The 21,942-nt window shown below is 58.6% G+C and carries 28 protein-coding genes; 15 read left to right on the top strand and 13 right to left on the bottom strand.

Annotated elements, in window-relative coordinates:
• Positions 1–54: 54 nt before the first annotated feature.
• From FSO04_RS47540 to FSO04_RS47535, 3 genes are read right to left on the bottom strand one after another with little or no spacing between them, the layout of a single operon-like run.
• Complete coding sequence (locus FSO04_RS47540; RefSeq protein ID WP_154560564.1) at positions 55–267, bottom strand: GDCCVxC domain-containing (seleno)protein; 213 nt, start codon at positions 265–267, stop codon at positions 55–57.
• Entirely contained in the window at positions 267–560 is a 294-nt protein-coding gene (locus FSO04_RS15700; protein ID WP_154560563.1) for a cation transporter, read from the bottom strand. Before FSO04_RS15700 ends, FSO04_RS47540 begins: the two co-directional genes overlap by 1 nt.
• A gap of 9 nt (positions 561–569) precedes the next feature.
• Positions 570–782: a mercuric transporter MerT family protein gene (locus tag FSO04_RS47535; RefSeq protein ID WP_233464868.1), complete on the bottom strand. Its 213-nt coding sequence runs from the start codon at positions 780–782 to the stop codon at positions 570–572.
• 206 nt (positions 783–988) lie between these two features.
• On the opposite strand from FSO04_RS47535, the gene merR reads away from it, so the two are divergent.
• From merR to FSO04_RS15675, 5 genes are all read left to right on the top strand, one after another.
• Positions 989–1,399 (top strand): Hg(II)-responsive transcriptional regulator, encoded by a 411-nt coding sequence (gene merR / locus FSO04_RS15690; RefSeq protein WP_154560562.1) that lies wholly within the window; start codon positions 989–991, stop codon positions 1,397–1,399.
• A 191-nt stretch (positions 1,400–1,590) separates the two neighbouring features.
• On the top strand, positions 1,591–1,977 hold the full coding sequence (locus FSO04_RS15685) for a thioredoxin family protein (RefSeq protein ID WP_154560561.1): 387 nt from the start codon (positions 1,591–1,593) through the stop codon (positions 1,975–1,977).
• Positions 1,977–2,705: a cytochrome c biogenesis CcdA family protein gene (locus FSO04_RS15680; RefSeq protein ID WP_154560560.1), complete on the top strand. Its 729-nt coding sequence runs from the start codon at positions 1,977–1,979 to the stop codon at positions 2,703–2,705. The genes FSO04_RS15685 and FSO04_RS15680 overlap by 1 nt, the downstream gene beginning before the upstream one ends.
• A gap of 213 nt (positions 2,706–2,918) precedes the next feature.
• On the top strand, positions 2,919–3,191 hold the full coding sequence (locus FSO04_RS47530; RefSeq protein WP_166618190.1) for a hypothetical protein: 273 nt from the start codon (positions 2,919–2,921) through the stop codon (positions 3,189–3,191).
• A gap of 210 nt (positions 3,192–3,401) precedes the next feature.
• Positions 3,402–5,111: a hybrid sensor histidine kinase/response regulator gene (locus FSO04_RS15675; protein ID WP_154560559.1), complete on the top strand. Its 1,710-nt coding sequence runs from the start codon at positions 3,402–3,404 to the stop codon at positions 5,109–5,111.
• 286 nt (positions 5,112–5,397) lie between these two features.
• On the opposite strand, the gene FSO04_RS15670 is transcribed toward FSO04_RS15675, so the two are convergent.
• Entirely contained in the window at positions 5,398–5,637 is a 240-nt protein-coding gene (locus FSO04_RS15670; protein WP_154560558.1) for a DUF2442 domain-containing protein, read from the bottom strand.
• Between the two features lie 252 nt (positions 5,638–5,889).
• On the bottom strand, positions 5,890–6,447 hold the full coding sequence (locus FSO04_RS15665; protein WP_154560557.1) for a Uma2 family endonuclease: 558 nt from the start codon (positions 6,445–6,447) through the stop codon (positions 5,890–5,892).
• A gap of 396 nt (positions 6,448–6,843) precedes the next feature.
• On the opposite strand from FSO04_RS15665, the gene FSO04_RS15660 reads away from it, so the two are divergent.
• The 3 genes from FSO04_RS15660 (at position 6,844) to FSO04_RS15650 (ending at position 8,106) form a co-directional block, all read left to right on the top strand.
• A complete protein-coding gene (locus FSO04_RS15660; protein ID WP_154560556.1) occupies positions 6,844–7,071 on the top strand; it encodes a hypothetical protein in 228 nt (75 codons plus the stop codon).
• A 308-nt stretch (positions 7,072–7,379) separates the two neighbouring features.
• Positions 7,380–7,589: a hypothetical protein gene (locus tag FSO04_RS15655; protein ID WP_154560555.1), complete on the top strand. Its 210-nt coding sequence runs from the start codon at positions 7,380–7,382 to the stop codon at positions 7,587–7,589.
• Positions 7,590–7,902: 313 nt separating this feature from the next.
• Positions 7,903–8,106, top strand: coding sequence for a cold-shock protein (locus tag FSO04_RS15650; protein ID WP_154560554.1), 204 nt, complete (start codon positions 7,903–7,905; stop codon positions 8,104–8,106).
• A gap of 512 nt (positions 8,107–8,618) precedes the next feature.
• Here the strand turns inward: FSO04_RS15650 and FSO04_RS15645 are convergent.
• A complete protein-coding gene (locus FSO04_RS15645) occupies positions 8,619–9,734 on the bottom strand; it encodes an NHL repeat-containing protein (RefSeq protein ID WP_154560553.1) in 1,116 nt (371 codons plus the stop codon).
• A 1,128-nt stretch (positions 9,735–10,862) separates the two neighbouring features.
• On the bottom strand, positions 10,863–11,675 hold the full coding sequence (locus tag FSO04_RS15640) for a class I SAM-dependent methyltransferase (RefSeq protein WP_154560552.1): 813 nt from the start codon (positions 11,673–11,675) through the stop codon (positions 10,863–10,865).
• A 494-nt stretch (positions 11,676–12,169) separates the two neighbouring features.
• Between FSO04_RS15640 and FSO04_RS15635 the strand changes: the two genes are divergently transcribed.
• A complete protein-coding gene (locus FSO04_RS15635; protein ID WP_168435699.1) occupies positions 12,170–12,445 on the top strand; it encodes a hypothetical protein in 276 nt (91 codons plus the stop codon).
• Positions 12,446–12,494: 49 nt separating this feature from the next.
• On the opposite strand, the gene FSO04_RS15630 is transcribed toward FSO04_RS15635, so the two are convergent.
• Positions 12,495–12,866, bottom strand: coding sequence for an H-NS histone family protein (locus tag FSO04_RS15630; RefSeq protein WP_154560551.1), 372 nt, complete (start codon positions 12,864–12,866; stop codon positions 12,495–12,497).
• Between the two features lie 5 nt (positions 12,867–12,871).
• A complete protein-coding gene (locus tag FSO04_RS15625) occupies positions 12,872–13,114 on the bottom strand; it encodes a hypothetical protein (RefSeq protein ID WP_154560550.1) in 243 nt (80 codons plus the stop codon).
• A gap of 1,216 nt (positions 13,115–14,330) precedes the next feature.
• Between FSO04_RS15625 and FSO04_RS15620 the strand changes: the two genes are divergently transcribed.
• From FSO04_RS15620 to FSO04_RS15605, 4 genes are all read left to right on the top strand, one after another.
• Entirely contained in the window at positions 14,331–14,906 is a 576-nt protein-coding gene (locus tag FSO04_RS15620) for a phasin family protein (RefSeq protein ID WP_154560549.1), read from the top strand.
• A gap of 712 nt (positions 14,907–15,618) precedes the next feature.
• Positions 15,619–15,867, top strand: coding sequence for a hypothetical protein (locus tag FSO04_RS15615; RefSeq protein ID WP_154560548.1), 249 nt, complete (start codon positions 15,619–15,621; stop codon positions 15,865–15,867).
• A gap of 153 nt (positions 15,868–16,020) precedes the next feature.
• Positions 16,021–16,266: a hypothetical protein gene (locus FSO04_RS15610; protein WP_154560547.1), complete on the top strand. Its 246-nt coding sequence runs from the start codon at positions 16,021–16,023 to the stop codon at positions 16,264–16,266.
• 796 nt (positions 16,267–17,062) lie between these two features.
• Entirely contained in the window at positions 17,063–17,305 is a 243-nt protein-coding gene (locus tag FSO04_RS15605) for a hypothetical protein (RefSeq protein WP_154560546.1), read from the top strand.
• Here FSO04_RS15605 and FSO04_RS47520 read toward each other — a convergent pair.
• From FSO04_RS47520 to FSO04_RS15595, 3 genes are all read right to left on the bottom strand, one after another.
• Entirely contained in the window at positions 17,288–17,491 is a 204-nt protein-coding gene (locus FSO04_RS47520) for a GDCCVxC domain-containing (seleno)protein (RefSeq protein ID WP_372342492.1), read from the bottom strand. The genes FSO04_RS15605 and FSO04_RS47520 overlap by 18 nt on opposite strands.
• Positions 17,492–17,641: 150 nt before the next feature.
• Positions 17,642–17,881, bottom strand: coding sequence for a DUF2442 domain-containing protein (locus tag FSO04_RS15600; protein ID WP_154560545.1), 240 nt, complete (start codon positions 17,879–17,881; stop codon positions 17,642–17,644).
• Between the two features lie 673 nt (positions 17,882–18,554).
• On the bottom strand, positions 18,555–18,842 hold the full coding sequence (locus FSO04_RS15595) for a DUF2442 domain-containing protein (RefSeq protein WP_154560544.1): 288 nt from the start codon (positions 18,840–18,842) through the stop codon (positions 18,555–18,557).
• A 251-nt stretch (positions 18,843–19,093) separates the two neighbouring features.
• On the opposite strand from FSO04_RS15595, the gene FSO04_RS15590 reads away from it, so the two are divergent.
• Both FSO04_RS15590 and FSO04_RS15585 read left to right on the top strand, forming a co-directional pair.
• Positions 19,094–19,567, top strand: coding sequence for a PRC-barrel domain-containing protein (locus FSO04_RS15590; protein ID WP_154560543.1), 474 nt, complete (start codon positions 19,094–19,096; stop codon positions 19,565–19,567).
• Positions 19,568–19,786: 219 nt separating this feature from the next.
• Positions 19,787–20,707 (top strand): autotransporter family protein, encoded by a 921-nt coding sequence (locus FSO04_RS15585; protein WP_168435700.1) that lies wholly within the window; start codon positions 19,787–19,789, stop codon positions 20,705–20,707.
• 4 nt (positions 20,708–20,711) lie between these two features.
• On the opposite strand, the gene FSO04_RS15580 is transcribed toward FSO04_RS15585, so the two are convergent.
• Positions 20,712–21,821, bottom strand: a complete 1,110-nt coding sequence (locus tag FSO04_RS15580) for a porin (protein ID WP_154560541.1) — start codon at positions 21,819–21,821, stop codon at positions 20,712–20,714.
• Positions 21,822–21,942: the final 121 nt, after the last annotated feature.

Raw genomic sequence — 21,942 nt, 5'->3', positions numbered from 1 at the left:
GACTGTCGGGGCGTCCTGTCTCGGCGTCGCGCCTGGCCAATTGCGTGAACCTGGTCAGGCGCAGCAGGAGTCAGACTGCTGCATCGGCGGACACCTGTTGGTACCGTACGAGCAGTACACGCAGCAATCCCCGGGTTTCGGTCTGACCACTGCCTTGCAATGCTCGCATTCGTAAAACCACACACAGGCGTTGGTCGGCATCGTCTCGTTTTTCTTGTGCCCACACACCGGACAGGTGATGTTGGAATCCAACACGACTGAAATCATTACTGCACCTGCCTGACGTGAGTCGGATAGCTGGAGTCAGTTGTGGCGGTAGCGTTTGTCAACGCGTCGACCGACGCCTTGTTCGGGTCAAAGACTACCTGCGTGCGTTTGCCTGCGAAGTCGACCTTAGCCGAAGCCACGCCGTGTACTTTCTCAACTGCCTTGCGAACCGTAATCGGACACACAGCGCAATCCATCTTCGTGACGTCAAGTGTGACCTTGCGAAGCTCCTCCGCGAGGGCCGTGGATGCGCTCAGCGCCGTCGCGACGAGCACAGCAATCAGTTTCTTCATGGCAGGTGCTCAATAGAAGAGCGGCGCATACAGGGGGAACGACATCAGCGCGAGCGCGGCCGGCATCACGACCCAGAAAATGAAGCGCTGCCGATGTCGCGCCGAGGGCACGGCGCAGGCTTTGCCCACCGCACATTCTTCGGACCTGGCGTAGAGCCTGCGAAAAGCGACCGCGAAAAACGCGATGGATATGGCGACAAATAGGGGTTGGAACGGCTGCAACGCGGTCAGGCGCGAGCCCCATGCGCCCCCCCACTCCCAGCACAACAAGGAGCAAGGGGCCGGCGCAACAGGCGGATGCCCCGAATGCGGCAGCAGTTCCGGCTAACAAGGAGCCGGTAGTGGCCCAGCGAGGTCGCATGGCACTTCCTTTTCGGACTGGTTGAGTCTAGTCTAGGTGCGTACCTAAGTACGGAGTCAAGCGCGCCATGCAGGAAATGACCATCGGACAACTGGCTGAAGCGGCAGAGGTCAACATCGAAACAGTGAGGTACTACCATCGTCGCGGGTTACTGCCGGCGCCACCCCGCCCAGCAGGCGGCATCCGCCGATACCCGATAGCCGTACTGACGAGGCTTCGCTTTATCAGGCGGTCCCAGTCGCTTGGCTTTTCGCTCGATGAGGTGGAGGCGCTGTTGTCTCTGCACGATGGTCAGGCGTGCAACGCCGCGCGCGCTATCGCCGAACACAAGCTTGTCGATGTGCGCCAGCGTATCCAGGATTTGTCCATGCTGGAAGCCGCGTTGGCAACACTGGTACAGCGCTGCTCGACGTCGAAAGGCACGGTGTCGTGCCCACTCATCGACACACTCATGAACGGCGATGAGCTGACCCAGTGAGCGCGTTAGCGCAACGCGTGCCGGTAGCACACACCGCCACCGACACAACCGGGACAGTGCTCACCTGTGTGACGGGGCCGGCGGTCGGCAGGCTACCTGCGGTTTACCGGCAATCGTAACGCAAGAGGCGCAATCATTTCGTCTCTCGAACGTCTAACAATAAGGTTGTGCTTATCTCTGGGTAGACCGTAATGCTGAACGTTTTTCGCCGATATCTGCTCGCGACGAGCTTGTTACTGGTCGTCAGTATCGCTTTCGCTGGCGAGCAGCCTTTTAGCCAGGCCCGGTTCGACAGGCTGAACGCCGACGGGAAGCCTGCCGTCGTCTACTTCCACGCGACTTGGTGCCCGACCTGCAAGGTCCAACAACCCATTGTGGACCGTTTGGCAGCGAGCCCGGAAATGAAAGACGTGACCATTTTCGTGGCCGACTACGACAAGGAAGTTGCCCTGAAACGGGCAATGAAAGTGAGCCAACAGTCGACATTCGTTGTCTTCAAGGGCGGCCACGAAGTTGCGCGCTCTACGGGGCAGACGCGCGAACAGGACATCAAAAACACGTTCGCCAAAGCCCTGTAATGGACTTCACGCCGGGTACGTACGCGCTCGGGTTCCTGGCCGGGGCCCTGACGACGCTGTCACCGTGTGTGCTCGCCCTTGTTCCCGTACTCGTTGCGTCTGCATTGGCGGCACATCGGCTGGGGGTCGTTGCACTCTCAGCTGGATTAGGCGTGTCGTTCTCGGTCATCGGGATTTTCGTGGCCAGCGTCGGCGCGTCGCTGGGTGTGGATAGTGAACTCTTTCGTCGCGTGGCCGCCGTGCTGATGATTCTGTTTGGGCTCGCGATGTTTTCCCACCGATTGCAGGCCATTTTCATCCGCGCGGCCGCCGGAATCGGTGGCTCGGGTCAAAATTGGTTGAGCAAGATACGAGGCGACACCCTGTCAGGCCAGTTCGCGGTCGGACTGATTCTGGGAGCAGTCTGGAGTCCCTGCGTCGGCCCCACATTGGGCGCGGCCACTACACTCGCCTCGCAAAGCAGGAGTCTCGGGAGTATCGCGCTGTTGATGGGCATATTTGGCATCGGAGCCAGCCTTCCGCTTACGATTCTCGGTTCCCTTTCCCGGACCTCGACGCAGAAGCTGCGACGCCGACTTGGCCCAGTGGGAACGGCAGGGACAACCATCCTCGGAGCGGTGTTCATCGCCGTCGGCATGCTCGTGCTTACGGGGCTGGACAAGACGCTGGAGACGGCGCTGCTGTCTGCAAGCCCCCCGTGGCTGACGGACTTCACAACGTCGCTTTGAGCAGCCACGTGCGGATTCGATACTCAGGGTACAAACCAGACTATGCTTTCGGCCGTGCACCTCCGGGCAATTTTCTAAAGCTCACTTAACTCGAAATATTCGGTTTCAGAACTCACAACCCCTTGGTCAACACTGTGGGTGTCTGCGGCGTTAAGGAGGTGAATAGTGCGAAGCCGTCCCGTTACCTGAACGGGAAAACTGCTGGAGCGGAACATGAAAAACACGAGCGGGCAGTCCCTGCGTTGTCAGGTCGAAAAGTGGCTCGCACCGGCTCCCGCGACACCTGTTCATGTGACCAGATTCAGTAGCACTGGATGGAATGGGCGACGCTACGTGTGCGTTGAGACGTCGTCACCAGCCGGAGCGCGCGCATTGTTCTTCTTCAGGCACGATGACGGCAGTTGGTGCGTATTTCCGCCGACTGCCAACAGACAGAAGTTGGCCGCAAAGCAACCTCTTATGCAGGCGACCATCGCGACGCCATAAACAATTTCAAGTCGCTGCCCTTTGTGGCCTGAGCCCACCTTTGCCAGCAGGCAAGCAGGTACGAACCCTCGTTGACTTTGCGCCGCCCCTCCCGTAATGTGAAATTCGCCGCCGTGAAGAACGTCGCTCTGGCGCCCGTCTGTCGAGCTGGCAGCATCCCGGCATCCCGACCTTCGAACTTTCTCTATTTCTCCAGTCGCTCTGTCAGCCATGGAAAGCAATCGCGCGCCCAGTCAAACGGATGAGCTCGCCCGCAGGCCGGTCCGCGCCGCAGATTATGCGGCCGAGAACCGGGCGCTTGTGGCACTCGCTCGAGCTCAGGCCGGCCCGCGCTCCGAATTCCTCCAGGCCATCGCGGATACGGCTCTGACACTTTGCCATGCTGGCAGCGCTGGCATCAGTCTTGTCGAAGGACCTGACGACAATCGGGTCTTCAGGTGGCTCGCAGTTGCCGGGCTCTGCGCTGGCCTGCGCGGCCATACGACCGCATGGGACGAGTGCCCGTGCGCGGTAACCCTGGAAGCGGAGACACCGCAACTATTCGTCAACCCTCAGGCTCGGTTCCCTTGTCTTGCGTTTCCGGGAGTCGACCTTCCGGAAGGAATAGTCGTTCCAATCACGGCTGAGAATGCAGAGCTAGGAGCGATATGGGTGATGTCACACACAGAGGATTGCAGATTTGACCTTGAAGACGTCAGACTGCTCTCAAACCTCGCCGTTTTCGCCGGCTCGGCGTTGACCATCGTCAATGCGCGCGACAGCGGTGAAGAGAGCGACCGGCGGCATAACGAATTCATCGCCATGCTGAGTCACGAGTTGCGAAATCCGATGACGCCAATCGATGGCGCCATAAGTGCAGCAAAACGACTTTGCGCCGAAGACGAAAGAGCCGTCGAAGTGCTGACTATCGCGCAACGCCAGATGAGGCATCTGCGCACGCTGGTCGATGACCTGCTCGACGCCGCCCGTTTGAAACATGGCAAGCTTGCTATCAAGCACAGCGACACGTCACTCAGCGACATTACGTTTGATGCCGTGACAGCCATCAGACATCACATCGTATCCCGCAGGCACACACTCAAAATCTCTGGGCTGGACGAGCCCGTCCCCGTGCGTGCTGACCATGTCCGCTTGAGCCAGGTGCTGGGCAACCTCCTTTCGAACGCGGCGAAATACACACCTGTCGGAGGCACCATCGAGCTCAACGTCCGCGTCGAGCCAAACAACTCGCGCGAAGAAGCACCCGGGCTGATTGTTATTGACGTCACTGACAACGGCATGGGCATCGATAGCGCGGTCCAGCCGCACGTCTTTGAGTTATTCGCGCAGTCTGCCCTTGGCCAGGCGCGTTCCGAAGGCGGCCTGGGAATCGGACTCGCGGTGGCAAAGCGGATGGTCGAGCTTCACCATGGAACAATCTCAATCCAGAGTGAAGGCTCGGGCAAAGGCACGGTTGTGACACTCCGTTTGCCGATAGCCCGGACGACAGCAGATACAGACGCATGCGCCCCCAGCGCGACCGCTGCAGCTCCCGAGCCGGCACGTCTCCTGCTCGTTGACGACAATCAGGATGCGCTCAAGGCGCTGAGCGTTTTGCTCGAGCTTGAAGGTCATGAAGTAACAACGTCGGACAACGGGCGCGATGCCATACGGCTGATGTCTGAAAAGCACCCTGAGGTTGCCATCATCGACGTGGGGATGCCGGAAATTGACGGCTTCGAAGTTGCGCGAACTGTTCGCCTGAATCGCAGATTCGACGACGTCATACTGGTAGCGCTCACGGGCTATGCATCCGAATCAGACAAGTCGAGGGCACTGGCGGCCGGCTTTGATTTCCATCTGACCAAGCCACTATCGCTCGACAAGCTGCAGTACATCCTGGCGAATCGTGCCGATGGCAAGTTACGGGGCATTGTCTAAGATTGGCGGGCCTTTGGTCACGAGTTCAGGGCTACGAAAAATCGGCTGAACTTGGGGGCGTCGGCCTGAACGGGCAGAAACGCCCTCACCACCTGCCAGTCGTATCCAGTTGTTTACCTGGGGCCTGGAATGCGCAAGGAGGCAGGCCGGAAGAGCCTTTGACTCGCGGCATTGACGCCCGAGCCGCGTGTGTATGTGGGGTGTGACGAATCGCCCCACAGCCGTGATATCGGAACGCTCACGCGTACGCTGCTGGTCCAGGCAGAATACGCTCAACAGCGAAACACTAGCGACCCGCGCTCTCGGGCCGATATGAAAGCAACGCTGGAACGTTCACGTCTTCATCTATTTCAGGCCAGATTATCTGCTCATGGTCCAGGGAGATGGCAAAGTGTTCGCGCTCGGCTGCCGTGGCGGCCTGCAACACGGGAAACCAGTCCAGTGGAAATTGAACGGCGGGACCGTCGGACATATCGAGAAACATGTGCACGCGGTCAAAATGCACGTTCACCGCAGCGCGGTTCATGGTCATCTCCTGAAGTGAATCAACTTAAAGATAGGCCGCGGCAGAGCGGCGTTCAAGAATGAATGCCGGAAAGAAGGCACGCGCCAGCGTTGGAATGAAACAGTCCGTTCGCTGGTTCGACCAGCAGCTAATTTCACGCCCCACTCCAGGGCTTTGTCGAATGATGGTTGCGCGGTATATAAGCGAACGAGTCGCCGTGTCGAAATGCTGGTGACGTTCGCCGTCTGTGGACCTCATGAGAATGATACGTTCTCAACAACGAACGCTGAGAACGGAGGGCACGTCAATTTCTTCGAAATACATGGGGTCAAGCAATAGTGTCACGCCGAAGATTGAAGCTCGGCGTCGACCCGTCGTTCCCCAGATTTCAACCTGTCCGTGCTGGCCAACGACCATGACTTCGCGGGCGCCACCTTCCAGATAGGCATTGACCCTCCGGCCGATATCTTGCGCCCTATCGCTATCAAGAAGGACCTCAACGCACAGGTCGGGCACGAATGGCACCGGCTCGTCGCGGTCGAAACTTTCCCATCTTTCGCACGGCATCCAGACCACATCGGGGACCCTGATGCCAAATGACAGGGTCGTAACGGTCACCGACATGGCCGCAAGATGTCCAATCTGCTCCGTGAGCTGACAGTAGATGTCCGTGAGCGCTATCTGGCGCCGCGCCGATGGGCGCGAATCCGTCACCACTTCACCGCGCTCGTCCAGCTCATACCACTCCTGCCAGTCAGCTTCCACCGCTGTGGTCAGGTGACGCCATGTGGTAAGCAATCCGTTGCAGTCTAGGAGAGGAGATACGTCCATGAGCTTCTCGCGGGGAAGGTACTTAAGCGTATACCCTCCTGCCGCGATTTAACAATTATCTATGTGTGCAATGCAACATTCAAGCGGCTTTCACGGCCGAAGCTGGCATCACTCGGTTTTGTCCAGGCGGGATTGCGGCGAACCGACTCGCGTTCGTTTTCGGACAGGCGGCGAGCCCGGCTCGTCCTTTACCTGATGGGTCGGCCACATCCCGATGAAGCCAAAATGTGACCTCTGCCAGTGGATTGCCCCCGTCCGGCTATGGGTGTTGCCGTGCTGTTGCTATTTTCATGAACGTGTGCGGTGAAATCGTCCATCTCCTTGCGAGGCAGCCCTTCACAGTCTAAGGTTCAAGTAGTTTCTCAAGTCTGTTGTGCACTGCAGCAGGGGGAAGAGATGAGAACCACGACGCGACATCCCGTACGATTGCTGTCCGATATCAAGCGTGCCCATGAATGCAGGACGCTCCGCGCGGTCGTCACCCGCAACACGATGCGCCTGGCAACGGAGGAAGCCGCTGCTGAGTCGGCCTCGCCGAAAGACATCCGTCGCGACGAGACGCGCCGCTCGTCGGCGGAAATCTACCTCCTGCCCGGTTCCGAAACAGGCTCCCGGCTGCACTAGAAGTGTGCGTGCGAGGGCGTTGGCTGAGGCCAGTTCACATCGGCGCGCCAGGCAACAGGAACCATAACCGGCGTGTTAGCGCCAGGAAAGCTGATAGAGCGTAGGATTGGGACACGGTCATGCGGACTAGCGCGGTGCCGGCCCATGCCGGTCCTGCATCGTGTGCCCGCATTCTGGTGAAAGACATCATGAAATTCGTTGCAGCGACAACCGGCATATTCAACGAGCCAGGCAAATGAAGGAGAAACATCGCTTTGGGGCCGGTCGACTCAGGGTGTGCTCCGCCGTCCGGCCACAGGAGGTCCAACATGAAACTAGACGCCGCCATGTTTGTGCGACTGCGCCGTCTCGCTCCGGTTCTCGATGACGTACTCAACGCAGGAGAGGTCGAGCACGCAGACCAGGCCGTGGACCTCGCTTCACTTGCTGAGTTGTGCTCACAGTTGTTCGACGCGTACCACTGCGAAAACCCGGGCGAGATTGCGCGAGCGCGACTCGACGCCCTCGAGTCGCAGTAACATACTTCGTCCGGACACCCCCCACGGCTTACCCAACAACGGGAACGCAATCCTGAATCATCCAGCGTGCTGGTAGCGCTTCCTTTCGTGTACGGCGATACTTTATACGAGATAAGGTGATGCACCTCACATTTGAGACCGCCTCCCGAATTGACCCGTACTGCGCAATCGGCTACAACTTCGGTGTCGGAGTCTTGGATAGCGGTTTCAGCACTGTGGTTGAGCGCCGGGCAGTAACTTCCGCTGTTGCAATATGTACAAGATTCAGGCGTACGGAATTCGGTGCGCTCTTTACACTTTGTTGGATTGAATGATGGAAACAGGTACAGTAAAGTGGTTCAACGACGCGAAAGGCTTCGGCTTTATCACGCCGGACGATGGCGGTGCGGACTTGTTCGCCCACTTCTCGGAAATCAGGGCAGCGGGCTTCAAGTCATTGCAGGAAAACCAGAAGGTCAGCTTCGACGTGAAGATGGGCCCGAAAGGTAAGCAGGCCGCAAACATCACGCCGGTTTAAGAGAAAATCCGCGTCACTGCAGCATACGATGCCCGGTTCGCCGGGCATCGTCCATTTTCGATGACGCTCAGCCCGGACAGCATCGCTACCGTCCGCGCCGACTCATCCGACGCCAGGCACACGACCGCGCGTGTCATTTCTTCTGGTCGCCCGAAGCGACCCGCTGGCACCTAACCTCCGCGCAATCCACCGAACTGCCCCCCGAACGCCCCTCGTTTCGCTCAATCAGATTTTCGTTTCCACTCCTAAACTTGTTTCCATGGAACGACAAGTCATAGAGCCCATCTACGCCGCCTTCCCCCGCGTTGTTTTGAACCGTATCGTTGGTTGCAATTGAAGCAGCAGGAAGTTGAAGCAACAGGAGGAGGGGTCATTCCCGGCGTCCGTACTGCTGTAACGCCGAGGACCCTCGCGCGCTGCACTCCTGGCTGCAGCTACCAGCGCATTTTGACCTGCCTGGCGCAAGGCCTGGCAAGCTGCCAGGCCAACCCTGCCCATACCTCACGCAGTTTCTAGTCTTCGTAGTTAAGTGTCGCGGGATTGGTGTTCCTGAAGATTAAGTAAAACGGTTGCTGAAGTGCGCCACCAGAGGAGTTGGCCGGCACGATGACGTCACATAGCTTGGTCGTGGGGCTGCAACGCCGCACCTGACCGGCTGTCGTGGCATCGCCGCCAGTGATGGGGATGAACAGATTGCCCCCCGGCCCGAAAATGATTGCCTGTGCGAAGGCCCTGGCGGCACCCGGCGCCGATAAAATGAGCTCGTCGAGAAGGACGCCGGTCCGGCCATCAAGTTTGAGGATTTTATCGCTATCGCTGGAAGCTGCGCGGAAGCTCGTAACCCACAGGTTGCCTGCGCTGTCGAAGACCAGGCCCTCAGGGCGGTGCAAGTCCGGGACACTGGTGTTAGATGCGAACATGTCAACAAATGCCTTGGTGCGGGCATCGAAGCGCAAGATGTATCCTATGAGCGGTTTGTAGAGCGGGTCCTTCGGGTCGAGGCAACCCACTGCCGAGACATACAGAAGACCGTCCGGCCCAAACACCACGCCGCGCGGATGGAACTCGTTGGTAAACGCACTTCGGTCCAGATTGCCTAGAAAGGCGCCCGCAGCGTCATATTCTTTGACGTTGCCTTGGTTGGCACACTTGCCAGCCTGGTCACCGATATCGGCCACGTAGAAGCCGTTGTCCCGCCCTCCGCGAACGATGCCGCGCGGCGCAAAGGGTGCGTTTCGGTCGCTCGAGGCGACAAGTTTGCCGACAAAAGTGCCAGTCGCACTGTCGAACTGCAGAACCTCGCCGCTTTTGCCGGTGCCCAGGTTCTGGTTGACAACCACAAGTTGCCCACCCGTAAAAATCATCCCCATGGGTCCCTTCAGCCCGGCAGTCTTCGGCGCAATGAAGGCGCCAAGATATGTCCCGCTCGAGGCATCGAAATGCTTGACTGAGCTGTCCCCGACGTCGCCAACGAACAGTTCCTGCGCCCTTGAGGATTGGCCGACCGACAAGGCACTTAACCCCAACGTTGCGGACAGCAGGATGGAGCGCAATACATTGCGATAAGTTGACCGATGTTTTGGCTGCAGGAAGCCGCGGCGCGAAGAGACAAGAGAAGTTGCAATCATTTTGGTGCCTCCATTCAATACGTTGTTAACTGCGTGTGACGACACAAACGTCGCGGTCAGTGCGGCGTCGGCTGCCTTAGGCGTCCTATCCGCCGTTTGCCGATGTCGACGAAACCGAATCATGGGTCGTTGCGGAGCCGGCCGCACCGGCACTCTCGCCACCCCCGCATCCCGCTAATGCAGATGTAACCAACATCGCGATTGTCAATGCCCGCAATGCTCTGTTGACGAGTGGGACCGAGTCGCGTGGCTATCGAAGAAAAGGCAGGTGGCCTAGCCTGCCTTTTCCCTAGCGGAAGCCGCGCAAGGCAATGGCTCACGCGAACGGAGCCGACGTGTTTGCAGTTGGTACGGTCTCAACTCACGGGCAACGCGCGAGGAAACGGTCGAGGTTCTGCTCGGCGTTCCTGCCGTCGCCGACGCGATACTGCGCTGCGCGCATTGCTGCAACCAATTCCTGCCGACTCCTGCTATCAGACGCATTTTCATGTTCACCCCTTGATTGCGACCAAGTATTCCTCCGCAGTGTTTCGGGGATACTTGCGGCGGCACATCTGCCAATCCGAAAAGCGAGTTGCGCCCTCCGTCCTCATTGAGACGGGGAGAAATCTATCGAGTCGGTTGGTTGGTCGAGAACGCGGAGCAATGTCTTTGATTCAAAGCGCGATTGCCGCAACCAGGACCAACGTTATAGGAGGGAGGACTGCGTCACTAAGCCATTGCTTGGCGGTTTAGTGCTGGCAGATAGGTGCTGAAGCGTCGCACTGAAGTCTGCCCGTGGTGACTTTATGAGTCTGCAACCGCATTAAGACTGAGTTGCAAGATTTGTTATAGTCCGGCGATGAGGGGATTACAAGACACCAACGTGACGACTCTTTGCAAGACGTTCAGGACTGTGTCCCCTGCCTTCTAAGGTGCCGGTGCGACCAGGCAAACGTATTCCAAGTTGGCTGCCTCTACAGTGCCCTCCTTCGAGCCCATGGCCATAATTTACCAGGCTCGCCGTTGACCCGACTTCCGGCGGATAACCACGTACGAGCTCCGCTAAGGGTCCTCCTCTCTAACGAAAGTTTCTCCTTTTTTGCACCGGCCCACATAACCCGGATTTCGCTACCCACCAACGACTGTTCAGGGCTTCCTCGCTGAAGCGAGCACACACGGCATCGGTACTCGAATCTCTCCGTCGCTTTGATACGCGGCCGCGTCTTCGGACACCGATTTTTGAATCAAAGCCAAGGCCTCCGGCGACTGAGCTTTCAAAATTGCGGCGATGCGCACGCCGCCGCGCATCAGCAGGTCGAAAGGCGTTTCCGGCATGCAGATACGCAACGTCTGGCTGATTTCCTGGACGTGGGGCTCGTCAAATCCCGCTGCGACCAATACGCGTTCACATTCGTGCAAGTCGCTGAACCGGAAGAACGGCGGCCCAGGGGGTAGTGGAACATCCAGTCGACCGTGCGCCTCGATTGCCTTGAGCACCATCGCGAATCCGACGGCTTTGTCCGGTGTCGCCCACACAGTGAAGCCAATCCTGCCGCCGGGGCGGAGCACCCGAAACGTCTCGGTGAGTGCATTCTCCGGATGGGCGAAGTGCAACATCCCGAAGCTGATGCCAACGGCGTCGAAACTCTCGTCGGGAAAAGGCAGGTCTTCCGCGCTGCCAATACGGAACGTGAGCCCGGGATACATGCGCCCGGCCTGTTTGACCATCGCCTCCGCGAAATCGACACCAACAGCATCGGCGCCGCGTTGCGCGGCCGCGGCAGCGAGATAGCCAGGGCCCGATGCGACGTCCAGGAAACGGCCCCCCGGGCGGACTTCCAGTGCATCGAGCAGGGCGCTATTGGATTGTGTGGTCAAGTTGCCGAAATACGCATGGTAGGGCTGCGCGACCTTCTCCCAACCTTGGTGCTCGAAAGCACTGAAATCGTCTTGTTCCATTTCAGCATCTCCACGCTTCGTCGTGCTCGCACAAAACGATGTCGGACCAGCATGTCGTGCTCGGTCATCTTCAGGGTGAAAGTCAGACCTCCCGTCGAGGGGCCGCGACGGGTCCGCACATCACACTCTGTTATAGGTCTCCAGCGTTGCAGTTCAACGAACATTCAATGCGGCTCTAGACGCTGTGCAGCGGTGACCAGCTCTGCCACATTTGCGCTGCGGCGAACGGATATCGATGTTTTGCACGCCTGGCAACACAGGCTATTTGCAAGTGTTGGCTTCGCGTCTGCAACCATGATTCATGGTGTTAGCCGGGGCCCAACACTGCGGCATCCTTTCCATCCTCCGCTTACCGGGTCCCGCCGGTGCAGCGCAATGAAGCCTTTGTGTCACAAGCGAGACGAGCGAGCGGTGATTGCCGGGCATACTCATTGCGTCGTTGTGACAGCCCGTCACTCGAGTGGCGCTCAGACTACATCTCACTGGAGACAAACGTGCTGGCAACGAAATCGTGCACTGCAACCTGCGTCATTGACGGCATAGCCGTCACGCTCACATTCTTCCCTGACACTGGTGTCTTGCGAATTACCGACACCACTGGTGTCCGCTTAAGGGAGATAAGGTGGGCCGCTTCATGGCATAGCCTTGTCACGACATTCCGCGAACTCAGCGAAACACCGGTAGAGGACCGTGCCGACCCTGAGACGCTCTTCGGTCGTCAGAACCGCGGCTTCGGGCGCATTGAAGAATCGATGGCCACGTTTAGCTGAGGTTGCGGAAATTCGAGCCATCGTCTCACGTCGTAATGCAGTTGGTTGTCTAAGTCGCGGTGACGTCGCGACGTTTGTTGTAAGCGTGGGTTCCATCCGTTGACTCGGGCGTTTGCGTCAGAGTGCTTGTAGACCATGGCCTGACGATAAGGAATTCCCGCGAGTCCTTACCATCCAGCCATTTGGGGCGTGTGCCCCATCCGGTCCAGGTTTGCCCGGTTTCTGGGTTCCTGTATCGCGGTGGGACGGGAGGCCGTCCACGCTTCCGGCCAACCAACTCACTCGGCGCGATACCATATTCGCGCATCAATGTGCGAATTTCCTGGATGGCGGCATCGCGTTCGATACGCCGTGCGCTTTCAATGCGCTTCTCAAGCTCAGCCAGGTCGGCCGAGAGCTCCCGATAGGTCTTCTTGCTCATAGCTCTCACTGCAAGTTCTTCGTGAGTTGTCTCCGGAGGGTGACCGCTAGCTGTTGCAGAATGTCAGGCAGCAAAACCTGTGCGTCCAGTGGTCCCACAACGGAGTATCCCGAGCCGGCGTCGCTGTCGAGAACGATGACGGCAGCGCAGCGCGCGCCCATCAGTTGCCGAACGTGATTGCACGCGGCATCAAATTGTCCGGCAGCTTCGCCGCCCTGCATGACCTTCGACTCAATGTTGTCGGCCATCGCGTCCTCATTAGGAAGTGAACACTCGGCGGACATTGTATGCCGACGGGGCGCAGTCAACGCTACACGAGATTGCCTCTCTCTGCTCCGAGAACATTTTGCATGAGCTAATCCAATGCATATCAATGCGCTGTCTCTCGTTGCCAATCCATCGGGTTACCAGGCATCCGAGACGCTTGCGTCGAGCGGGCCGTCCCAATAAAAGAGTCCCGTAAGAACTGGGGCTAACGTGTCCGACGAAGTTCACTTCAAGTGAAGAGGTTAAAGACACGAGTCGCGATGTCATTTAGACGCAGCATATCCCTAAAATCCAGATGGGCGGGGCCGCGGTCGGATGCAACCAGAATCTGCACGGCGGACTCCTTCATGCTCTGCCTTCGACATGCTCGTGCCGACACGGAAGACAACTGGTTCGCGCGTCATGGCTACGAATGAACGCTGGTCGAGGGGAGATTGCATCGGCGAGCGCCACTCTGGGGTTGGCAACAATCGTCCCCAATATCGGAGGACTTTCCGATGAACGCTACGAAGCAGTGGAGCACCAAACTCACTGGCGACCTGGACTCCCCTGCCATCTATGTTCGCGTGAAAGACCGCAGATGAATCGTCGCGGGCGCCACGCCGACCGAGGTGCGAGCACCAGGACGCATCTGGACTCACAGGGTACCAACTCGTGAGCCAAAGATTCCCACGAAGAGCGGACTAGGCGACATGGGTCTGCCCTGTTGCAAAGCCAGTAACCGTCGAGATTGAGAACGGCGGCGAGACGCGTACAGGCGTTCAGCGGCGGAACAGTGATTCCGCGTCGCCAATATTGCACGTCGTCTTCACTCACACCTAGACGCACGCGCCGCCAACGACTTTGCGCTTCGAGTTAGACAGCACTCCATAACGGCTTCGGCCGGCTGACTGCAACCCTTTTTTGCGGCGTTGCACACACCCAGGTAAATGTTCATGTATTACCTCCAGGCAAGGCTCCAAGGGTTGGCCGGGTTTTCCCTGGCTCACCGTTGTGCGCCAATACCAACGGGGCATTCAGCGTCTCCGGTACACGCCGCGCGTCACCGCAACGCAGCAAACGATTGACATTCGCACACCCAGTCCTAGAATGAGTCATGTTGCATCGCACCAACTTTCCTACTCCGTGGCTCGTCGTTTGTAATGCCGTTCGGCGGTGTTCCGAAGACTTGCCACGTCCACCCTTATGGAGTTAGTGATGAGCAGTCTCGCCCCTGAACAACTTTTCGCGGCGCAGAAGGTCGTTTTCGAAACAATATCCGGACTCCTGAGCAAGTTCTTCGGTGGCATTGAAAAGCTGGTTGAGCTGAACCTGCAAGCGGTCAAATCGACGCTCACCGAAAATCAGGAAATCACGGCCAAGGCGCTTTCGGTTAAAGACCCACAGGACTTGTTCGCTCTGCAGGCCAGCTATACGCAGTCCGTGACAGATAAAGCGCAGTCGTACGGCCGTAACGTGTACGAAATCATCTCCAGCACGCAAGGTGAATTCGCGGCGGCGGCTGAAGCGCAGTTCCAGCAGTACTATCGCGAGACGCAAGAGTTCGTCGACAAGTTCGCGAAGTACGCACCGGCCGGAAGCGAAACCGCCGTGGCAGCATGGAAGACATTCATCACGACGGCCAGCGAAACGGCCAGCACGACGTATGAAGCTGCCAAAAACGCTACGAAGCAAGCGGTTGAGATTGCCGAAAGCAATGTTAGCGCTGCGTCGTCGGCCTCGGCCAAGCGGACTCGACAGGCCGTTGTACCAGTCGCCGCCGCTGAGGAGTAACAGCGTTTTTGACGTCGGCCACCGTCGTCTAATTCTTCAAGCGAGCCCCTGCTCGCTTTTTTTTGCGCGCGGCCTTCTGGAGCACGGCGGCGTCCAGCGCGCCTCGGACGGCGTCATGGAGCAGTGGCCTGAGCTAAAAATTTGCAGGCATGGTTGCGCGGGTAGCGACCGTTGCTTCGTTGCGTTGCTTCCACTGTCAATCATGCGATTTGACCAGACTCCTTGTGGCCGAAACTTCGTCATGCCAAGTCCAATGGGGCACGACCGAACCAACGGGAGCGAGGTTGAAGGAGAAGCGGATGACCTCCGCAGAAAAGTCTTTGCATTTGCTGGTTGAAAAATGGCTGACGCCAACTTCCGCGACGCCAGTTCGGGTAACCCGATTCGGTCGCACAGCCTCTAATGGGAGACGTTATGTATGCGTTGAGGCACTGCGACCCGAAGGCCCGGTTGCACTCTTTTTCTTCCGGCACGATGACGGTACCTGGCGCGTGTTCCCGCCTGAGAGCAGGAGCTAACAATACGTGCTTACACAAGTGCCGTGTGATTGCGTTAGACGTCGCCGCTCGCTCCGCCCGGACCGAGCGGCCGCGCCCAGCCACAGCGGTGCTAATACTACCGGGTGTTTATCATGTATGCGTTCTCTCGGCGCTGGAGGTGCACGCGGCCGGAATCGCGCCTTGGGTAGCGCTATTTTGTCGCAAGGAGCCATATGCTCACAGTAAGGAAGCCAACTGATGAAGCACTTGCGCTGGAACGAGTGGTGAATGCGGCTCACGCAGTGCAAGCTGCGCTGACCGCTCTTAAACCGCGCTTTGCTTCGGATGGAGACGGACAGCCGTCGACGCTGGAGCTGGTGGCGTTCGAAGTCTCGATGCAAGAACTGAAAGACGCGCGCGAAGCGTTTGACATCCTCATGTCCCGCACGTCAGGCGAAAATTCGACAGCGACGCATCTGTAGCATGCAGCTCGTCACCGGTTCACCCGTTGATTGTGACGTCCCGCAGCAGGCAGCGTCGTAGCTCAACTTGGCCGGTGGGTGCAGCCGACGCCGCGACGAATGTTCGGCCGGGCAATCGAACCCCGATGAAATGCAAGCAATGGGAGATGTTTCATGCGTATCAACGGTGCGACAGGCACGATGATTCTGATGACTGAGCGAGACGACACGACCGGCCAAGACGTGCGCGTCTTGCGCTTGGAAGCAGCGGCAGACGGCAAGGCCGTCCTGCTCATCGACGTCGACCAACGGAAGCCTGGCATTCATCGCGAAATACGCTACGAGATTACTGCCGCAGAGTTGATTGCAGCGATTCGTGCGCATGGTGCTGAGTTGCCCGGGGAGCAGCCCAATCCGTGAAGTACGCTATAACTCGGGGCCGATGGACCAGCACCGGTGTTCCACCGCCCACTACGTCCAACCTGGCCGCAACCCGGAATGGCGCGCTGGCGAGCCAACGGCTTACGAGCGTGTCGCGTTCCCAGGTGCGATTTCCCGAACCGCTAGTGACATTCCGTACAATGGGCATTCAATTGCGCCGGCAAACCCTGTGGGACCGTTATTGGCAGTTAAACGTTGAACTCAGACACGCATCATCAAACCCTTGGCGTTGCGAGCACCGCGACGACCGGCACGCCTCTGTGCGGCACCATTATCAACCTCCCCATCATCAGCTTCACCATCACGAGCGCTCGCACGGGTAAGCATCGCGCGCGAACAACGCAGGCTCCGGTAGAGAACGGTTTGTCCTGCTATGGGAAAACCGTTTGTCGGCTTTACCGTCTAGGTCTATACGCGCACCGCCAGGTCTAGCTCTCACTCTTGGCCACTAACTAAGGCTAACCATTCACTTTTTCGCAGCGATGCGGGTAGCCGCGCGTCCCATCGAGGAGTGACCGCGGAGGCGCAGATGACAGAATCGTAATCTGCCGGTCAGCCCACGGTCAGTTTAAAAGGTCAATATAAGGACATTGCCTTGTGGACTGGGGGTGCCGACCTATGCCGGTCCTGCATTGCTACCCCTTCCGGGTAGAGACATCATGAAACTCGTTGCATGCAAACGACATTTTTAACGAGCCAGGCATACGGATGGTGAGCATCGCCTTGGTGCTGGCCGACTCGGTGAACTGCACAGTCTGGCCACAGGAGGTTCAACATGAAACTAGACGCCAGCACGTTTGTGCGACTGCGCCGTCTCGCTCCGGTTCTCGATGACGTACTCAACGCGCGCGAAGTCGAGCATGCAGACCAGTCCGTAGACCTTGCTTCACTTGCTCAGCTATGCTCACAGTTGTTCAACGCGTACCACTGCGAACACCCGGACGAGATTGCGCAAGCGCGACTCGACGCTCTCGAGTCGCAGCAACACACTTCATCTGACCTAGCCCGAGCGGCATGAGTCTGACTGCTGCATCGGGAGGCACCTGTTGGTGCCATACGAGCAGTACACGCGGCAGTCCCCGCGTTTCCGCCGGATAACCGACTTGCAGTGCTCGCATTCGTAAAACCACGCACAGGCGTTGACAGACATCGTCTCGTCTTTCCTGTGTCCGCACGCTGGACACAGGATGGTGGAATTCAACACGACCGCAGCCACAACTGCTCCTGCTCAACACGGGACAGCTACCTTCACTGGACATGGTTCAGCGTAGTACGCGGCGCCCGCCACCAACTCATGTGGGAGCAGTCAACCAACAACGCAACTGCGGGCTACCTGAAACCACAACGTCGAACGCTAGCGACCCGCGTTCTCGGGCCGATATGAAAGCAACGCGGGAACGTTCACGTCTTCATCTATTTCAGGCCGGAATATCTGCTCATGGTCGAGGGAAATGGCAAAGTGTTCGCGTTCGGCTGCCGTCGCTGCTTGCAGCACCGGAAACCAGTCCAGTGGAAATTGAATAGCCGGACCGTCGGACATGTCGAGAAACAGGTGCATGCTGTCGAAATGCACGTCCACCGCAGCGCGGTTCATGGTTATCTCCTGAGAGCGGAATCATCACAAAGATAGGTCGCGGCCGAGCGGCATTCAAGAACGAATGTGATTCGAGAATCCACAGGAAAGCTCTGGGCAGAGTTGGCCATTGGTCCGTACACATGGGAGTCAAGACTTATCCACTTGCGTTGCGGGAAGCACGAGTTATCCACAAAATCTGTTCGCAAATCTGTGCATAATTCGCCCGAAGTTGTTCATCGGACAGACCAGCGTCAATGCCGGACTCCCGGCTCAAGCCGGCGCCCGCGTAACTGCTAAGCAGCGGACGTTGCGGCATCGACTGGAAAATCCAGCCCTTCGAATTCATAGACGAACATTTCGTAGCCTGCTTGCACGCCGAGCTCGTCCGACCTTTATCAGATGATTCTATGTGCAGACACATGGACGCAACACCGACTCCCTGAGGGGATGCTGCGATGAGAGCCGCAGAGGCTTGGGCCGACGCCAACGGGGAATGGCGTAAGAGAACAGACGAAGAACCGGCGTCGTCGCTTGACCCTCTACCGCGGAGGCGGCGGGTCGCTTTTTCGCAGACTAAGGAACGGGTGCGGACGCAATTGCGATGCACGAGATGTCATCGGGCAAACGCTCAGGCATTGATTTTCCGGTTCCGTGGAAAAGAGCCCCCGCTCGACACGCTTTGCCCCGTCCATCAACCGAGCGGTCTGTGAGCCCGAAGCCGGAAGCTTGTGTAGAAGCGCTCGCGCCTTATCGTATTGGACAGGAATGAAAGCAGCGCGGCAACGTTCAGGTCCTCATCGATTTCAGGCCAGAACAGCTGCTGTCGGTCCAGCGAAATGGCAAAATGCTCGCGCTCCGTTGCCGTCGCCACCTTCAGAACAGGAAACCAGTTCAGTGGGAATCGCACGGCCTGACCGTCGGACAGGTTGAGAAACAGATGTGTATTGTCGAAACGCACGTCAACAACGACGCCGTGCATGGTCACCTCCTGAACGGGAAGCATCTGAACGACAGACTGTCGCAGGTTGCGCTCAACAAAAAACGCTGACAAGTAAGTTGCCCCCAGCATCGGGATTGAAGTGGGGTGTCCTCTTCACCTGGGGGCAACCCATTGATGGCGATAGCAACGCCGCCCCCTCGAAACTCTCGCAATGACCCCACTTCTGCCGCCGCCGGCTCGGGAACACCGCTTGCGCGCCACTGCAGTACCTTTTTCGAAGGGGGTAAATCATGGGCTCAATCAACCCGCAAGGTGGCACCCAACTCGGAGCCGGCATCGTCGGCGGTGGTATGGGCGAAGGGCCGGGGCCGGATGTCATGGCCGCAGCAACGCTCGATGGGAACAAGGTCATGTCTTCTGACGGCGAACACGTGGGGAAGATTTCAGACATCATGCTGGACGTCCGGAATGGACGCATCGCCTATGCCGTGCTTTCTGAGGGCGGTTTCCTCGGAATGGGTTCTAACCTGCACGCCATCCCGTGGAGTGCATTAACTCTCGACACGGACGAGAAGTGCTTCGTCGTCGACATTGCCGCACAGCGCCTCAAGGACGACCCGGGTTTCGACAAGGACCACTGGCCGACGATGGCGGATGCGAAGTGGGGAGAGTCAACGTACAGCTACTATAACCGGCAGCCGTACTGGTCTGCGACCCATGAAGTGGTGGAAAACGACCCTGCCATCAGGCCGAGCGAGCGCTGAACACCAACGGGTAACCCGTGCCAGCAGGACGGCTAGTCTTTCACTCTAGAGCGTACGCCACCGCGACCCACCGCGGTGGCGTAAACGCGTGGCTCCAGCGACCAGGCGCGCGCAAATAGCTTGGTGAACTCGGCCATCTGGTGCATTACTTCGGTCGGAAATCGCAGGTTGCACTCATGGTTCTGCTCGTAGAGGTGAGTGTCCCGGTAACCATACAAAATTATCAATGAGCCGCAGCAAGTCCGTCTCGTCCGGGCGGGTACCTTCCATGACCGCCAGGGCGATCAGTTGCTGTTGAACGAAAGCGGCCCGCTCGCCGCCGCATGGTCGCGTGTCTGGGGCGAGCACACCTCACAGAGCAACAGTGGCGCCGCCAACCCCGAATTCAGCGGCACGATGGCCGGCGTGCAAGTGGGCCAGGATATCTACGCGGATCGCAGCGCAAGCGGCCATCGCAATCACTACGGCTTCTTCATCGGCTTTGCCCGCGCGCAAGGCGACGTGAACGGTTTCGCGCTCGGTTTCCCCGATCTGTCGGCCGGGCGGCTGTCGATCAATGCCTACAGCGCAGGCGCCTACTGGACGCACATCGGTCCGGGCGGCTGGTACACCGATGCGGTCGTGATGGGTAGCTCACTCACGCTCGATCCATCGTCGAATCAGGGCATCGGTGCGAGCACGCATGGGCATGCCGTGACGACCTCGCTGGAAGGCGGCTTGCCGATTCCACTGCGCGCCAATCTCAGTCTCGAACCGCAAGCACAACTGATCTGGCAGCACGCATCGATCAACGATCTCAACGACAGCATTTCGAACGTATCGTTTCACGCGGCAAACGGCCTCGTCGGTCGGCTCGGCCTACGCCTGCAAGGCAGCTTCGAAGGCGCGGGTGCGCAATGGCAACCCTATCTGCGCGCGAATCTGTGGCGCTATTTCAATGGCACCGATAGCGCGACCTTCGCCGGCACAACCGTGATTCCCACCGATGTCGCCGCCACGGCCGCCCAGTTCGGCATCGGCCTGGTCGCGCATTTGAGCGCGCGCGGCAGCGTATTCGCCACCGCGAGTTACGCCATGAACGTGAACGGCGAACACCGCAGCACGGTAGAGGGCAATCTGGGCGCGCGCTGGAGTTGGTAAGGGTTCAGAACTGATGCCGCATGCCGGCCATCAGACCGATCTGGCTACCCTTCTGCGCAAGGCCGATACCGTTGACGCCCTGCAACTGCGCTCCGATCAGGTCGCCCCGGTACAGCGAATAATCGCCTTCCAGATAGATATCGGTACGCAGGGACAGGTTGTAGTCGGCGACCAGTTGGTACTGCCATGCCGAACCGTTCTGCGCGGCGGTTTTGCCGTCCTGCAGCGTGCGCCAGACATTCGCTGCGAAGTGCCACTTGTTGCTGACCTGCTGCGTGATGCCGCCCATGATCATGCGGCGCCGCGAAAAGTCCGTGTATTTGAGCGCGGCCAACGCGGGCGCGGTGAACGGCCCGTTGGCGAAATTCGAAAAGCCGGCGTCATTCTGATTGACGATATAGCCGACGGAGAACCGGGTCAGGTTCCACGTGTACGACCCGCCGAAGGTCCACGCTTTAGCGGCGGCGCCGTTGACCGAATCTTTCGACTCCTGATACGCGCCGCCGAAGGTGAACGGCCCACCCGGTGCATAAGCCAGTGCCATGCCGATCTGGCTGCCGTACGAATTGCCCGCGTTGCCGCCGAATGCATAGCCGGCGGCAACATGGAAACCGTTATATTTCGCCTGATACTGCACCTGGTTGCTGGTCCAGATACCGCCTGTCATCGTCACTTCCGGCTGGAAGTTGAAATCGTACGGAATCCAGATATTGCTGCCGTAGCCGCCGATGGTAATGCCTTCGATCATCACGTTGTACTGACGGCCGAAGATCACCTGGCCAAGGGAATCCGAGCGCACACCCACTTGCGCCTCATTGAAGAACGGCAAGGTCGGATCGCTTTGGCCGGTATTCATGTAGAAACGGTTTTCGAGCTTGAAGAACGTAGACCAGCCGCCGCCCAGATCCTCGACGCCCCTTATCCCCCAGCGGCTTTCCGTCATGCCGCCGTTACCGAGTCCGATCGACGAATCGCCGGCCTGGTTTGCGTGGGTCAGGTAGTGCACACTTTCGTCGATCACGCCGTAGAGCGTCACGCTCGACTGAGCGTGCGCCATTTGACACGCCAGTGCCGCCGGCACGACTGCCATCGCCCACCTGCTCACGCGCTTCATTTCGTCTCCTCATACAGATTCCCGCTTTTCACGGAAATTTCGACACCGCCACGTCTGCTGCAAAGTACCGGCACGCTGTTCATTTGAGGCCGCGCAAATCGACAGGCAGGATGCGAAGTCC

The sequence above is a fragment of the Paraburkholderia madseniana genome (assembly GCF_009690905.1).
GTDB lineage: Bacteria > Pseudomonadota > Gammaproteobacteria > Burkholderiales > Burkholderiaceae > Paraburkholderia > Paraburkholderia madseniana.
Note: the sequence above shows the minus strand (reverse complement) of the source record. Positions and strands in the feature narration are given on the sequence as shown.